This is a genomic window from Paenibacillus sp. 79R4, assembly GCF_013393165.1.
In the GTDB taxonomy this organism is placed as follows: Bacteria; Bacillota; Bacilli; order Paenibacillales; family Paenibacillaceae; genus Fontibacillus.
The window spans coordinates 15,498-29,750 of sequence record NZ_QJOT01000006.1 but is presented as its reverse complement, the minus strand read 5'-3'; the positions used below and the strand labels follow the sequence as shown (position 1 = coordinate 29,750).

Below are 14,253 nucleotides of genomic sequence, written 5' to 3'. Positions count from 1 at the left end.
GCCGTTCAACATACTCTACGCGAATTCAGGCGGCTATTGGCGAATTCGTTCACACCATATTCAACTGTTCAAGCAGTACAATTGGCGTACTGCATCACCTCTGCACATGCATATGATCATCCGCTTCTTCCCATGGAACGCTGTATGCCTGTCCTTTGGCGCAGAAGATCGATGCGGAGGTATACTCCGGGTCTGCATTTTTATGATAACCGCGACTCTCAATGACCCTGTCGGCCTGATGACACGGCTGGTAACCGCCAAACTGCATGGACAGTGCCCCCTTCCCCTTTGAAAAGGAAGCCAGCTCAGCGCTATAGTTCATAAAGGTAGCTACCGGTGCTGTCCCGCTAATATATGCCTGATCTCCATGCGTCTCCGGGGGTTCCAATGAACCATGTGCTTGCCGGATATCCGACATCACCCGACCGATCAGATCCAAATCGACCTTGATCTTAAAGGCATAATAAGGTTCCAGCAGGATGTTCTCCGCTTGCTCCAGCCCTTGCCGCAGCGCTCGATGCGTCGCCTCGCGGAAATCTCCACCGCTCGTATGCTTGTTATGAGCACGTCCATTCAGCAAGGTCACAATCACATCCGTAAGCGGCGATCCGGTGAGCAGCCCGTGATGCTCACGCTCCAGCACATGCTGACCTACCAGATTCTGATAACCGGTGCTTAGATGATCGGAATGACACTTATTTTGGAACACGACCCCGCTATCTCGCGGCCCAGGCTCAAGCTTCAAATGAACCTCCGCATAGTGGCCCAGCGGCTCAAAATGGCCACAACCATATACCTCGCCGGCAATCGTCTCTTTATATAATATCTCCGGCGTACCGAAGGCGACCTTCAGCTTGAAGCGATCCATAACGACCTGCTCCAGTACTTCAAGCTGAATCGCGCCCATCACATGGATATGCAGCTCCTGCAGAGCTTCATCCCAGATAACATTTAACGAAGGGTCCTCGTCGCCCAGCATTTGAAAATAACGCAGCACCTCTCTGGCCGACAGCTCCGGATCGAACAGAACCTTGGATTTGAGCGCCGGCACGAGTTCATACCTGGCGCGCTGCTGCAGCTCCCCCAATCCGGCGCCAACCGCTGCTGCCGACAGCCCGGTTGCCGCGATCAGCTGGCCTGCTTCAGCTTCCTCGACCAGAGTAAACTTCTCGCCGTTATAAATACGTAGAGAGGTAACTTTCTCTTGCAGCTTTTCACCGCTGCCGCTCATATAATTCACTTCAGCGCGAACCCTCAAATGCCCCGCCGTAATCTTCAGAAAGGTAAGCCTTGTTCCTTGCAGCTCATGGCGTATTTTATAGACTCTGGCAGCGAATGGGGCCTGCCGGTTGTATGCCGTGCCGGTCAGCAGCTCCAAATTATGAAGAAAATCATCTATGCCCCGATCCATTAGCGCTGAACCGGACATAACCGGGAACAGTTCGCTCTTCTGGATCAGCCTAGCCATCACGGCGACAACTGCATGATCATCGTAATCGCCCTCCAGGTAATCCTCCAGCAGCTGCTCATCGTGCTCGGCTACGGCAGCCACTAACTCCTCTTCGAGATGCGCAGCGCTTAATTGTCCATTCACTCTTACTATGTCCGGGGTTAACTGTCGATGAATTTGCTCCACAACCGCTTCTAGATCCGCACCCGTTCGATCCAATTTATTAACGAAGAACAAGGTTGGAATACCCTGCTTCCGCAGTAATTGCCAGACCGTCTCCGTATGTCCTTGAACCCCTTCCACTGCACTAAGGATTACAATGGCATAATCCATAACCTGCAGGGATCGTTCCATCTCTGCCGAGAAATCAACGTGTCCCGGCGTATCGATAAGACAATAGCCGGACCCTTCATAATTTATCATCGCCTGGTCAGCAAATATCGTAATGCCGCGCGCCTTCTCCAGTTCATGTGTATCGAGAAAAGAGTCCTGGTGATCCACCCGTCCCTTACTTTGTATGCTGCTTGTATGATAGAGCAGCTGCTCGGCAAATGTCGTCTTCCCTGCATCAACATGCGCCAGCAGCCCAATCGTCTTATTCATCGTCCTGATCAAAACCTACCACTTCCCATTGGCAAATCATCCGCTTTGGGCTCACAATGTGAATCAGAAAACAGACTCTCAACCTCGAATCTTGAATTTACGATAAATCAGCTTCCATACATAAAAATTCAACATCTTCTCCATGAACCCTCGATAATACCAAGCCTCTTGGTTCAAAGCCGTTTTTTGCATAAACCCGTCTGGCCCGCTCATTAAAGCTGGCTACCACCAGTCTGAACCTGCTCCGCCCGTGTTGCTGCTGTAACCACTGCAAGCCTGCCTGGAGGAACTCACTTCCGAGTCCTTGACCCGTCAGAGCAGGATCCATACCAAGGCCGATGTCCAGACGCTGCTCATCCATATAGAAACCGGCTGCATAACCGCCAGGCACCCTGGCAGACAGTCCAAAGCAGAAAAAACCAGCGATATGTCCGGCCTCGTCCGTCACCCCGAAATAATCACCGTTCATCAGCTCGGCCAACCCTTCTTCATCAGAGTCCATATTATAAAAATGATATGGCGCCGGATATTCCCATTGAGAGATAATCACAGCCGTATCCCTCGTCATTTCCTTAAACGTATAACGCATCCGCGCTTCCTCCTCTATGACTATGCCTCTCAATCTATTCGGGCAACCACTCTCGCTATTGCTGAATCGGCCTGAATAAGCATGGGCAATGCGATAATCTCAAATCGCCCCACGTTTAATAGTTGCTCTACGTTCGTTAGATTTTCCAGGATCAGGATATCATGCTGAAATAGCAATTTATGTACCTCAAAGGGATACTTATCAGGAGACGGCGTGTCCAGTCCAATCATTTTAACCTGCTTTCGCACGAGCAGCTCGGCAAATTCTCTAGTCAAAACCGGATATTTCGTAAAATACTCTTCTTGACCATAAACTTTACTATGGCCCGTATAGAGAACCACAATCTGCTGAGGCTCAATTAACGACTCATACTTCTCCTCATAATCGATGATCTCCTGTCCTGAGACATCCAGCAGGCAAGCTTCACCGATAAAATGCTGCAGCGGGAACTCGCTTAAATAACGCTGAACATCCAATAGGTGCATAGGACCATCAATATGGGTGCCTGCATGCATGTTAATATCCAGCTGATGATTGTTATAGTAATCCTGCCTGATATGTTTGGATTGCCGCAGTGATGTCTCCTGATCTCCGGGATATACAGGCAGACCGTTCTGTATTAAATGAGTCAGATCCATAAACATTTGCAAGCCCCCAGTTCTAATGAAAGTTATTATCTCTGCGCTCCCCTATCCAATCCCGTATCTCTTGTATGTTCCTTGCGGTCTCAGACTTGTCGATTGCAGTGCGGACTGCGCTGTATATAACGACCCAGGTAATAAATACCCCAAAGATCCATATTACGAATTCCAGCATCCTCTCACCTCCTGTAGACAGGTTTATTTATAATGGCTTGTATCCCCGTGCAGTAGAATCTCCCAATCATCCCCTTCAACAGAGACTTTACAGAGACATGCCGGATGGATGTAAGGAAGATCCCATAAATTTTGCAGCGGACGCTCCTCGAAGTAGGCCATCAACAGCTTAACTACCACGGTATGCGTTGCGATCAGAATGGACTTGCCTTCATGCTCGCGCACAATTTCCGTTAGCCTCTTATGAGCACGGTTAAATACCTCCTGATAGGTCTCGCTCCCGGCCACGCCAAATCTTCCCGGATCCTTCCAGAAGTATTCCATCTGATCCGGGTAGACAACCTCGATCTCCTCCTGGGTCATTCCTTCCCAGGCCCCCAGATTAATCTCTTTAAATTCATCCGTCTCGAAAATATCAATCTTTCTATCGGCTCTGATCAGTTCCGCTGTTCTCAGTGCTCTGGGACTTGAGCTGGCATAGATAACGTCGATTGGCTCGTTCTGCAGCGCCTCCCCAAGCCATTGGGCCTGCTGAACTCCTAATTCCGTTAATGGCGAATCCTGGTGTCCCTGCATCCGGTGCATCACATTCCATTCCGTCTGTCCATGTCTGACAATATTAATATGAGTTTTCATATAGTCCCACTCCTTAAGCAACATAGCTTTATATATGGTGCATTCTACTTGATTCCTTGCACAACAACAAGCACAGATTAAGATTAAAAAAGCCTGCGGATGCAGGCCTGATCGAAATCCACTCATATATCATTTCCACCAAAACAACCTTATACCTGCTGCAAAAACTTAACCATTTTATAACGGCCCGGTACGGCTTTGAATTGGAGACGGTCGCGATTAATCGTTAGCATAGGAATATTCAATGAATCATTATTGGTGCGCATATATTCTACTCCCATGCTCACTGCAAGCTCTATAGCTTTTAGCTTAAGCGATAACCCGATCCTTTGGCCACGGTAATCTCGCCGAACACCTGTATACTCGTTATACATGCTATTCGCCGTCTCAAAGTGCAGCAAATGAGTAACTCCGATGAAATGACTCCCATCCATGGCTACCAGTATATTTTCAGGCCTGGATTCCGGCAGTTCCAGCGTCCACTTTCTCCATTCGAGAAAATCAAAATATTCTCCGCTGATACCGGGGATATCCTGTGTCGTCTCTCTATAGAGCTCGTACAGCCTTTGTTCCCGGTCAGGATCATCGATGTCCGTCAAACGGAGAATGGGGTAACGGAGATTGATGCATTCGAACAGGCTCCTGTCGAATGAGTTCAGCTCCAGCACAGATTCGAAATGATGTCTCTCCTGTTCATAGCCATGCTCTCTGGCAAAAGCTATGGAGCTGTCCTGATTATCATGCACCTCATAATTCAGCTTGCTGGCGCCAACTTCATTAGCCCACTGTTCCAGCGCATTGTACAAAGCTGCGCCAATCCCTTGATGCCTATAATGAGGGTTCACAATAAGGCAATGATTCAGCTCGCCGGCTGCGGTCCATGGAGCCCTCCAGGATATACCGTATCCCATGATAGCTTCATCCTCATTCACAGCAACGATCCGCATACGATCATGACCGGTCAGCAGTCCCGATTCATTCTGCCCCAAAGTCCCCACTTCAGGAATCTTCGAATCCTCCGAGGCCAAATTGTCGGCATGAGTCTCCTCAGAGAGTACGTAATTCAGCAAATCGGCAACCTCGGCATAATCGCCCGGGGGTTGCATTTTTCGAACGGTAAAGTTCATTCCTTCACTCCTTATAGGGTTATATAACCATTTTCAACCAGATACAGCAGAAAATCGAGGAAAAGAATGAATATAAACAACTAATCCACTTCAAAAATAGAATCCACAACGATAGGCAGATTATCTCTTACCGATACCGCCCCAAACACGGACCTGGCATGCTGTCCCCGCTCTTTAAACAATTCATACATCAGATCGGAAAATCCGTTAAGCACCTTATGATGCTCCTCGAAGGTCAGCGTCGCGTTGACAAAGCCCTGTACCTTCACTACTCTTTTCACCCGATCCAGGCTGCCTAGCGCTTCTTTTACCACGGCCAACACCTCAATTCCGGCCTCCCGGGCATACCGATAGCCTTCCTCCGTCGTAAAATCACTGCCCAGCTTGCCCTCCGGGCTCGAACCGGGACCCTTGCCGGACACGAACATAAGCCCATTTACGATCACGTAGTTGGCATATTTCGCAGCCGGATTACTTGCCTCCGGCAGTATAATTCCTAATTCATGTAACCTCTCATCTACAGCTCCGATATAAATCCCTCACCCTCCTGCTTCAAATTGCCTGCCTTCATGATTTCCCTCATCATGAACCCGGCAAATTCAGCTAACAGCCCTCGATCAGGCTTTAGCTTCAAGCTATCTTTGCCTTTATATTCAGCAAGGCATTTCCCGATCAAATCTCTGTATTGAGCCGGCAGCGCTTGAGCTCCCCATTCCCCGCCTTCCTGTTTGGAGGAGATCCTCCCCTCCTTCAAAAACAGCAAAACCCGGCATAAATTCAGCGTATAATACACCGGATTCTCTATGATGCCCCGCGGCGCGTCCTCAATGTCCGCTAGGATCGACTGAATATAATATCTGCTATCTATCGGTTTAAAGACTTCTTTGACCGGTTGGCCGAATAATGCAATTCCTCTGTAATAAGTAATCATGATATGAGCCGCTAAATCCGGATCTTCAAAGCCGCCGCATAAATAACTGCCATCCGATCGATATCTGTCCCTGTGAGCGGCGGAATAGTGAAATTCAAACGGTGTTGGATAAGTAAAGGGCGATAAGCAGGTTTGTAATATTACGCTAAGTTCAATTCCTGTGGCCCCATGGGGCAATGCGGATTCAATCTCAATCAGTCGCTTAGCTATTCTGCGGTAGTCATCAGCCGACTCGGGGTTGCGGAGCACCACCAGAAGATCCAGATCGCTCCTGTTCGGATTAAAGCATCCCATCGCCATAGATCCGTGTAAATACACACCAATTAGATTGCTCTCTGCTTCTTCCAGGAAAAGCTCAACGATTTGCTGCAATTCCATCTGCTTCATGTCCATCGAACAGCTCCTTCCTTACCTTGTAAGCACCCTTAGGAACCTATAAAGTATCGAATGATCTCCAAGTCTATCTCTTCTGCCTGCTCTTTGCCGAGCCTATCCTGATCACCGATTAAGAAACGCGATTTGTCCCGAATACTGGAGATTTGCTCATCGTTAAATATTTCAGCTTGTGCTGCGCCATGGACTTGTTATTGAAATATTTAAGCAGGTAATACCAATGGTTCATCAACTCGGCATGGCTCTCAAACACCATATAATGGGGACCACACAGCTTCCTTAGCAGTCTTTTGCAGCTGTTCTCGCTTGGGGAACAGCGCCTCCGGCAAAAAGGCTGTCATCATCCTGCCCATCGCTTCAGCCTGACTGGCTGCGATGCCACCGGACATGCCTATGATCTTGATGACCTTCTCCGGTCTCATAATGGCATGATAGACTAATCACTAATCCTTCATAATGGTCAACAACGGCCACGATCTATCCCACTCTTTCCGCCCGACCCGTTCCAGATAATAAGCCTGATCCGCAAAAAACGGACTCCTTCTGACCACCATCTTGAACAAATCTTCCAGTCCATGTGGGGCACAAATTATGATTTGATCCTTCTCGTCAAGCATGGCTCCAACAGCTGTGGCCGTCTCAGGCCAGCGCTGTACCGCATCCAGCGTAGAAAGGTACGGAAGCTCACCATTACGAATGTGCATTCTGGCCTGGTTCTTCACCGACCATTTATCATTACCCGTGCTACACTTCAGTTCATCTTCTAACAGCTGGTCCCGTTCCTCTGATGTATTCTGTGGATCGAAATAGATCACATCGATGTCATTGTATGTAGCGCGGTTTCCGTATCCATGCAACCGATCCCAGACATAATTCCGAATGTACCCGGCCGCGATATAACTCTGAGGCAAATCCAGCCGCCGTATCAGCTTCAGATCTTTGATGATCTGTTCTTCCTCGCCTAAGAGCTGAATCAATCTCTTCTCTAGCATAGCGCTCCTCCTTGATTCATGATCACGAGTCTTCTTGTTCGATTCCATATATTGTAACATGGATGAACAGGTATGAGATACTGTGTAATGCCGGATTCATGAAGATCATAATCTAATATCAGCTGTCCTTTCCCGGGAGGCTTTCCCCTATCCAATAATGATCTGGAGATGTTAGATATGAATGATACCGTAGCTCGTTCTGAACGACGATTAAACCAACCCAATATCCTTGTTCTGTTGGTAGATGAAGAACGCTATCCTCCCCTTTACGAGAATCCGGAAATACGAGAGTGGAAAAGGCAGAATCTACTAGCCCAGCGATTTTTGAAACAACATAGTCTTGAGTTTCATCGGCATTATATCGGGAGTTCCGCATGCAGCCCGAGCCGCGCAACAATAATGACCGGCCATTATCCTTCTCTTCATGGGGTTACACAGACGAATGGTGTTGCCAAGAGTGCATTCGATGCAGATATGTTCTGGTTAGATCGAAATACCGTGCCAACGATGGGAGACTATTTTCGCGAGGCGGGGTATCAGACTTACTACAAAGGGAAATGGCATGTGTCTGACGAGGACATCACCGTTCCGGGAACTCATACAAGTGTGCCCAGCTATGATCCTGAAACAGGAGTACCTGATCCGCGAGGGGCACAATTGTATGAACGGGCGGAGCGGCTGAACGATTTCGGATTTCAGGGATGGATTGGCCCTGAGCCCCATGGCAAAAATCCCCGGAACTCGGGCTCCTCTGCGGCAAATGGACTTAGCGGCCGCGACGTTGTCTACGCGGAGGAAGCGGTTCAATTAATTGAAACCTTGGACTGCCAGCAGAAAAGTGGTGTGAGTTCGCCACCCTGGCTGATTGTAACCTCATTTGTGAACCCCCATGATATCGTATTGTACGGTGCAATTACCGCCCATTTGCCTATGTTCCGCTTTGCGGTAGAAGAGACTCTGCCGGAAGTTGCCCCTTCACCCACTAATAATGAGCCGTTAAATACCAAGCCGCGCTGTCAGGCAAGCTACCGCGACATTTATCCGAAAGCCCTGCAACCGATCATTGATCAATCATTCTATCGAAGACTGTATTACCAACTTCAGAAAAATGCCGATCAGCAAATGCAAAAAGTGCTTGAAGTCCTTGTGCAATCGTCGTTCTATGACAATACGATCGTTATTTTCACCTCTGATCACGGGGATCTGCTGGGCTCGCATGGGCACCTCTATCAAAAATGGTATTGTGCCTATGAAGAATTTCTTCACGTTCCTCTGATGATACACAATAAGCATCTGTTCCCGCGGGCACAAGACAATCACTTTCTTACAAGCCATGTTGACCTTCTGCCCACCATGCTTGGCCTCATCGGAGCTGATGTTTCTGAAATACAACGGCGACTGCAAATCAGATTCAGCGAAGCCAAACCGCTAGCAGGACGCAATCTGGCTGGCCTCGTATTGAATCAGAACGGCGAAGTCATCGCAGATGAGCCGATCTACTTCATGACCGATGATGATGTCACGCGGGGGCAGCGACAGTTAAATCCGCTAGGCAAGCCGTATCCTGCTGTGGTACAGCCAAATCATATTGAAACCGTTATGATGACTTTGGAGAATAACGGCAAGAAGGAGCTTTGGAAGTTGTCGCATTATTTTGATAATGTCCAGTTCTGGAGTGATCCAGGGGTAAGGGACGTGATCTTGACTTCACAGCTAAGCGGCAATTTGGCCAAAGATTGTCCCTCGGAATGCAGTTTACAAGTCAAAACCGTGCCGGAGCAGGATGAATACGAGCTATACAATATTACTCAAGATCCATGGGAAACGATAAACTGGGCGCATCCTGCATTTGCAACACCTTATAGCAAGCGCGTGCAGCTAACCATGATGCAGCTGCTGGATGAACAGCGTAGACTGAAACGCCTTTATCACTCCCAGCCGGGTGTATCCCGACAATAACAATGCTCCCATCATAAATAAAGTCCGGTCTCGGGACAGCTCCCGAAAACCGGACTTCGCGTTGCTTTATTTTACATACCAATAACCCTTAATCCCTTTCTCCAGCCGAACTAAAGCCTCCAAATAGAAGTAGTCGCCCCAGATCATATAATCATCAGGCGCACGATCCCCTCGTACATGATAGGAGCCATGCTTCAATAACCCTTCCGCCTCCGGAATATCCGTCGTCGCATAATTCTCTACCAGCGCTCTCATGGTACGACCCAGAGCTTCCTCGAAGCCTTGACGGCTGGAGTCCTCCTCCGCAATCCATTCCAGCAGCTCCAGCAAACCGCACGCGGTGATCGCCGAGGCCGAGCTGTCTCGCGGCGTGCCGGCTTCAACCGGAACATCAAAGTCCCAATACACCACATTATCCTCAGGCATATGCTCGATGAAGTATTTTGCGAGACGCTTCGACGTTTCCAAGAAAGGCTCGTGCTTCGTATAACGATAGGCCAGGGCAAAGCCGTAAATCCCCCAGGCTTGGCCACGCGTCCAGGTTGAACCATCCTCATGACCTTGATGTGTCCCCCCGCGAATCGCATTTCCGTTAGCCCGATCGAAATAAAAAGTATGATAGGATGAGCCATCACCACGAACGAGGAATTTCTGGCTGGCCAACGCATGCCGCATCGCGACATCATAATATTTCTGATTCTGGGTTTGCTCGTATGCCCAGAACAGCAGCGGAAGATTCAGCAGACAATCGATGATTATCCGCCCCCCATTTTCCGGATCATCCTCAAGACCCCAAGCCTGAATGATCCCGATTTGGGGCCGCCAGCGCTCCAATAATACATCCGCCGCTTGAAGCGCTACTTCCTTCGCTTCGCTGCTTCCCGTGACACGCCATTGCGCCACCGCCGACAAAGAATATAGAAATCCGATATCATGATGATCGAGAGCGACATGCCGCTCCAGCCGATCCTTGAAATTGGCCAGATAGGCTTCTGCCGATTCTTTGTAAAATGGATCCTGCCCATATTCATAGGCAAGCCACATCATACCGATGTAAAATCCCTCGATCCAATCATTATTTTCTCCCCATTCATAGCGTTGTCCCTCTATGATATGAGGCAGCACACCCGGATGCTTGACGATATTTTGTCTCAGCTTAACCAGTGCGTCCGCAATTGCTGCGTTCCACATTGTTCCTCATCTCCCCAGATTTATTTTATCCATTCCAGGATGTGTATTCGCTCGGCGTCATGCCGATTTCCCGTTTAAATAATTTAATAAAATAGCTTTTATTCGCGTAGCCCAAATAGTCCGAGATCTCCTCGATCGTCTTGCTGGATTGCTCCAACAGCTGCTTCGCCTTCTGCAGCTTCACCATGTTGACGTATTCGATAAAGTTCTGATTGGTCTCGCGTTTGAATAAGCGACTGAAGTAACTGGAATTCAAATTCAGATAAGCGGCCATGTCCTCCAGCGTTAATTTCTCAGTCACATGCTGGATGACGTATTGCTGTGCGCGAATGACCTCCGTTCGTTTGGAACGGATCGACAGAATGCTTAATTTTCTGGACAGCTTCAGTAAATATTCCATAATCCAGCTCTTCAGATGCTCCATCGAGTGAATACTGTTAACGACATCGTACAGCTTATCTTCAGATAGACTCGGTTGAGCCCGAAGCGTCACCATCGTCTTCATCTGGAGCTCCATGAGCAGCTGCAGCACCCATTCCTTCACATTCGCCGGATGGAAGCGATGATCCTCAACCCATCGTGCCCATTCGTCGATAATGTTCTTCAATTGCTCCTGCAGATTCAGCGCCAGACTATCGTTTATTTTCGAGAAAAAGGCGGCGTACTCCCCATACATATCCTCCGTTGAGAATACAGCCTTCTCATACCGATGCAGCTCATTTTCCCTTAAATAGAAGCGCTGACTGCCATCATTCAGCATCGGCAGCAAGATGCGGCGCAGCTCTTCCGGCGTGTCTCCCTGGCGACCCAGCAGGCAAGTGACCGAGATCTTCACATACTGCTTGATCGCTTGAATCGCCTTGGGTATAGAGTAGTATAACAGCTGCTGCTCCTTGGTAGGATCTTCACAGCAGACGAGAATGACCAGTTCATGCTGACTATAGCGGAAAATAACACTGCGGTGCATCGCATCCAATACTTCCTGCAGGACATTTTCCACCGCAAACACCATCGTATGATCGTTCATTTGGCGGGTACGAATCATATCGGACATGCGATCCACGCTTATTACCAGCGGAACATAGTGCTTGGCATCGAGCATTAACCCGTTGAGCTTCGCTTGCTTGAGCCAGGCTTCCTTCGTCCAGGAAAGCTGATATAACGTATCCTTCAGGAAATTCTCCTTGAGGGCTGAGCGATTCATCGCTTCGATCTGCATATATCGCAGCGCCTCCGCGGTCTGTTTTCTCTCCTTGCTCAGATCTGCTGATATATGGCTGAGCAGCTGCTGCAGCTGTTCCACATTCAGGCTCTCCTTCAGGATATAATCGCTCGCTTTCAGCTTCATCGCTTGCTGAGCATAGGCGAATTCATTATGGCAGGACAGAATGACCGACCGAAGCTGCGGATTCACTGTACAGAACTTCTCCAGCATCTCAAGACCATTCATCTTGGGCATCCCGATATCGGTAATAACGATGTCCGGCCATCTCCTCTGCGATCCCTCCCAGGCCTCGAGGCCATTCGAATAACAGCCCATCAACTCGATATCAAGCTCTGCCCATGCCACATTCTCGGAAAGATAGCGCAGCACCGGATAGTCATCATCCACCAGAATCGCTGTCAACATGCGGCTCACCTCGCTTTAGTCTCATACGGAAATTGAATGACGATAACCGTCCCAACATCCTCTTCACTTTGCAGTTCCGTATATACCTTCCCGCCATAAATCAGGCGCAATCGCTGAAATACATTCAGTACCCCGATTCCGGAGAAGCCCTGTCCTGGCCCCTCCTTGACATCGCCTTGATCCTTATTCATTTTGGCGTGCAACTCTTCCAGCCTCGACTTGCTCATGCCCGCCCCATTATCACGAACGGTAATCTTGATATCCCTGCTGCCTTGCTGCTCTATAAGTTCCGCCTCAATGAAAATATCCCCATCAAATTGCTCAAAACCATGGATGATTGCGTTTTCAATAAAAGGCTGAATCATAAATCTTGGCACGAGCGCCCGTTCACAGCCTGGATTCAAGCTCACATCCAGCCGGACCTGATTGGCATGACGGAAATTCATTAACCGGGTATAGTGCCCGATCGTATCGATCTCCTCCTGCAGCGTGATGAACTCATTATCACGGTTAATGGTCATGCGCAGCAGAGACGACAGCGATTCAATCAGTTCGGCATTCTCCCGATCCCCCCGGCTCAGAATATTAAAGCGGATGGAATTGAGCAGGTTGAACATAAAATGCGGGTTAATCTGGGCCTGCAGCATCTCAAGCTCTGCCTTGCGTTTTCCGGCCTGCTCGATCGTGATTTGATCCACCATGGACTCAATCCGATCCAGCATGTTATCAATCGTTCGGGCCAGCAAGGTTACTTCATTATGCCCACGGATTCCGGAGCGCATATCCAGTCTGCCCCGCCCGATATGAGTAATAAAGCGGCTTAAATCACGAATTGGCCTCGTAAAGGTTGCTATCAATACCGTCAATAAAATACAGAAAATAGTGAAAAACAAAGCCTGAAGAACAAAGCTGATCAATAAGATTTGTCTGTTCTTGGAAATGGCCGATGATAACGGAATGAGACTCACCAGCTTCCAGTCATTTGCATGAATAGACTGCTCGGCGTATACATATTTATCGCCATTAATATCAATTGTACGCTCATGCTCATCCTGGCTCCACCAGTCCATTCTGCTGCCGATAAGCGATCGGTCTGAATGGGACAGCACCGTCCCTTCTTCATTCAGCAGCATGATCTGTTGGTTTTGGCCCCTGTTTTTGGTGAGCAAGCTGTTGATTTTGCGCTCATTTACGCTAATCACAACATATCCGATGATACTATTGGATGAAGTTCGGATCGGACGGCCAATGGTGAGTACATAGGACTCCTTCTTCTCCACTCCATCATAATAATTGGGCTGCAGCCCCACCCAATAGGTGGAGAACGCCGGGGCATGATCCAATTTTTCAAACCATGGCTGACTAGATAGCTTATAAGGATTGTAATCGCTATACGAATAATTGGTATATGTAAAATCGTTCTTTCCCAGGATAGTCACATAAAAATCATCATACTGACGCAACAATTCATCCAGCATGCGGATCAGCCTGCTGTAATTTAGATGATAGTCGTCTTTCTCCTCCGGCGACCCCTTTTTCTTCTGGCCCCACTGAATCTGCTGCCTGATCTCCGAATTCATAAGAGCCACATTGGATATCTCCAGGGTCTGGTCCAATACGCTGTTTACTTCTGATTGAATGGCCCGCAATCCATCTTCGGAGCTGGCGACCGCACGCTCCAGAAGCAGATCCTTCGTCAAATAATTGGTCATCAGATAAATGCCGGCGAGCGGTAGAAGAAAACAAAGCAAGGCCGACCAAATCAATTTTCTGCGCAAAGAGAAATTAAACCTATTCATAATTTACAGGCCCCACATCTTAGATGAATTGGTATAAGGGAAAACATAACGTTTTCCCTTATACCATCATTGTATAGCCCTGCTATTAGGAGAACCAGAGTTATTATTGTACTTATCCGGTGCAAAAATTTTACTATT

14 protein-coding genes are annotated in these 14,253 nt (G+C 48.5%); 1 reads left to right on the top strand and 13 read right to left on the bottom strand.

Annotation, left to right across the window (positions count from 1 at the left end; all coding sequences use genetic code 11):
- Positions 1-94: 94 nt before the first annotated feature.
- The 10 genes from DMN77_RS09860 to DMN77_RS09815 form a co-directional block, all read right to left on the bottom strand.
- Positions 95-2,053, bottom strand: a complete 1,959-nt coding sequence (locus DMN77_RS09860; RefSeq protein WP_179014969.1) for a GTP-binding protein — start codon at positions 2,051-2,053, stop codon at positions 95-97.
- 97 nt (positions 2,054-2,150) lie between these two features.
- Positions 2,151-2,642 carry a GNAT family N-acetyltransferase gene (locus DMN77_RS09855; protein ID WP_179014717.1) on the bottom strand — a complete coding sequence of 164 codons (492 nt, stop codon included), beginning with the start codon at positions 2,640-2,642 and terminating at the stop codon, positions 2,151-2,153.
- Between the two features lie 29 nt (positions 2,643-2,671).
- On the bottom strand, positions 2,672-3,286 hold the full coding sequence (locus DMN77_RS09850; RefSeq protein WP_068781403.1) for a cyclase family protein: 615 nt from the start codon (positions 3,284-3,286) through the stop codon (positions 2,672-2,674).
- A gap of 16 nt (positions 3,287-3,302) precedes the next feature.
- On the bottom strand, positions 3,303-3,458 hold the full coding sequence (locus DMN77_RS09845) for a hypothetical protein (RefSeq protein WP_157259355.1): 156 nt from the start codon (positions 3,456-3,458) through the stop codon (positions 3,303-3,305).
- A gap of 23 nt (positions 3,459-3,481) precedes the next feature.
- Complete coding sequence (locus DMN77_RS09840; RefSeq protein WP_179014715.1) at positions 3,482-4,093, bottom strand: histidine phosphatase family protein; 612 nt, start codon at positions 4,091-4,093, stop codon at positions 3,482-3,484.
- A gap of 149 nt (positions 4,094-4,242) precedes the next feature.
- Positions 4,243-5,220, bottom strand: a complete 978-nt coding sequence (locus DMN77_RS09835) for a GNAT family N-acetyltransferase (RefSeq protein ID WP_179014713.1) — start codon at positions 5,218-5,220, stop codon at positions 4,243-4,245.
- Positions 5,221-5,300: 80 nt separating this feature from the next.
- Positions 5,301-5,750 carry a RidA family protein gene (locus DMN77_RS09830; protein WP_068781405.1) on the bottom strand — a complete coding sequence of 150 codons (450 nt, stop codon included), beginning with the start codon at positions 5,748-5,750 and terminating at the stop codon, positions 5,301-5,303.
- Positions 5,738-6,544: an aminoglycoside adenylyltransferase domain-containing protein gene (locus DMN77_RS09825; protein WP_068781406.1), complete on the bottom strand. Its 807-nt coding sequence runs from the start codon at positions 6,542-6,544 to the stop codon at positions 5,738-5,740. The genes DMN77_RS09830 and DMN77_RS09825 overlap by 13 nt, the downstream gene beginning before the upstream one ends.
- A 245-nt stretch (positions 6,545-6,789) precedes the next feature.
- The gene (locus DMN77_RS09820) at positions 6,790-6,966 is read right to left on the bottom strand and encodes a hypothetical protein (RefSeq protein WP_179014712.1); all 177 of its coding nucleotides are present in this window, start codon (positions 6,964-6,966) and stop codon (positions 6,790-6,792) included.
- A 21-nt stretch (positions 6,967-6,987) separates the two neighbouring features.
- The gene (locus DMN77_RS09815; RefSeq protein ID WP_179014710.1) at positions 6,988-7,536 is read right to left on the bottom strand and encodes a nucleotidyltransferase family protein; all 549 of its coding nucleotides are present in this window, start codon (positions 7,534-7,536) and stop codon (positions 6,988-6,990) included.
- Positions 7,537-7,713: 177 nt separating this feature from the next.
- On the opposite strand from DMN77_RS09815, the gene DMN77_RS09810 reads away from it, so the two are divergent.
- Positions 7,714-9,495: a sulfatase family protein gene (locus tag DMN77_RS09810; RefSeq protein WP_179014709.1), complete on the top strand. Its 1,782-nt coding sequence runs from the start codon at positions 7,714-7,716 to the stop codon at positions 9,493-9,495.
- 66 nt (positions 9,496-9,561) lie between these two features.
- Here DMN77_RS09810 and DMN77_RS09805 read toward each other — a convergent pair whose 3' ends face one another.
- Genes DMN77_RS09805 through DMN77_RS09795 form a run of 3 tightly spaced genes read right to left on the bottom strand, consistent with a single transcriptional unit; the run spans position 9,562 to position 14,115 of the window.
- Positions 9,562-10,686 (bottom strand): glycoside hydrolase family 88 protein, encoded by a 1,125-nt coding sequence (locus DMN77_RS09805; protein ID WP_179014707.1) that lies wholly within the window; start codon positions 10,684-10,686, stop codon positions 9,562-9,564.
- Positions 10,687-10,711: 25 nt separating this feature from the next.
- The gene (locus tag DMN77_RS09800) at positions 10,712-12,316 is read right to left on the bottom strand and encodes a response regulator transcription factor (RefSeq protein ID WP_179014706.1); all 1,605 of its coding nucleotides are present in this window, start codon (positions 12,314-12,316) and stop codon (positions 10,712-10,714) included.
- Between the two features lie 5 nt (positions 12,317-12,321).
- Positions 12,322-14,115 (bottom strand): sensor histidine kinase, encoded by a 1,794-nt coding sequence (locus tag DMN77_RS09795; protein ID WP_068781410.1) that lies wholly within the window; start codon positions 14,113-14,115, stop codon positions 12,322-12,324.
- Between the last annotated feature and the right edge of the window lie 138 nt (positions 14,116-14,253).

Bases quoted from the DNA above. Each gene is read 5' to 3' on its own strand.
- DMN77_RS09845 (WP_157259355.1), bottom strand. From the start codon at position 3,458: ATGCTGGAATTCGTAATATGGATCTTTGGGGTATTTATTACCTGGGTC.
- DMN77_RS09840 (WP_179014715.1), bottom strand. From the start codon at position 4,093: ATGAAAACTCATATTAATATTGTCAGACATGGACAGACGGAATGGAAT.
- DMN77_RS09860 (WP_179014969.1), bottom strand. From the start codon at position 2,053: ATGAATAAGACGATTGGGCTGCTGGCGCATGTTGATGCAGGGAAGACG.
- DMN77_RS09820 (WP_179014712.1), bottom strand. From the start codon at position 6,966: ATGAGACCGGAGAAGGTCATCAAGATCATAGGCATGTCCGGTGGCATC.
- DMN77_RS09795 (WP_068781410.1), bottom strand. From the start codon at position 14,115: ATGAATAGGTTTAATTTCTCTTTGCGCAGAAAATTGATTTGGTCGGCC.
- DMN77_RS09800 (WP_179014706.1), bottom strand. From the start codon at position 12,316: ATGTTGACAGCGATTCTGGTGGATGATGACTATCCGGTGCTGCGCTAT.
- DMN77_RS09815 (WP_179014710.1), bottom strand. From the start codon at position 7,536: ATGCTAGAGAAGAGATTGATTCAGCTCTTAGGCGAGGAAGAACAGATC.
- DMN77_RS09835 (WP_179014713.1), bottom strand. From the start codon at position 5,220: ATGAACTTTACCGTTCGAAAAATGCAACCCCCGGGCGATTATGCCGAG.
- DMN77_RS09825 (WP_068781406.1), bottom strand. From the start codon at position 6,544: ATGGACATGAAGCAGATGGAATTGCAGCAAATCGTTGAGCTTTTCCTG.
- DMN77_RS09855 (WP_179014717.1), bottom strand. From the start codon at position 2,642: ATGCGTTATACGTTTAAGGAAATGACGAGGGATACGGCTGTGATTATC.
- DMN77_RS09850 (WP_068781403.1), bottom strand. From the start codon at position 3,286: ATGTTTATGGATCTGACTCATTTAATACAGAACGGTCTGCCTGTATAT.
- DMN77_RS09810 (WP_179014709.1), top strand. From the start codon at position 7,714: ATGAATGATACCGTAGCTCGTTCTGAACGACGATTAAACCAACCCAAT.
- DMN77_RS09805 (WP_179014707.1), bottom strand. From the start codon at position 10,686: ATGTGGAACGCAGCAATTGCGGACGCACTGGTTAAGCTGAGACAAAAT.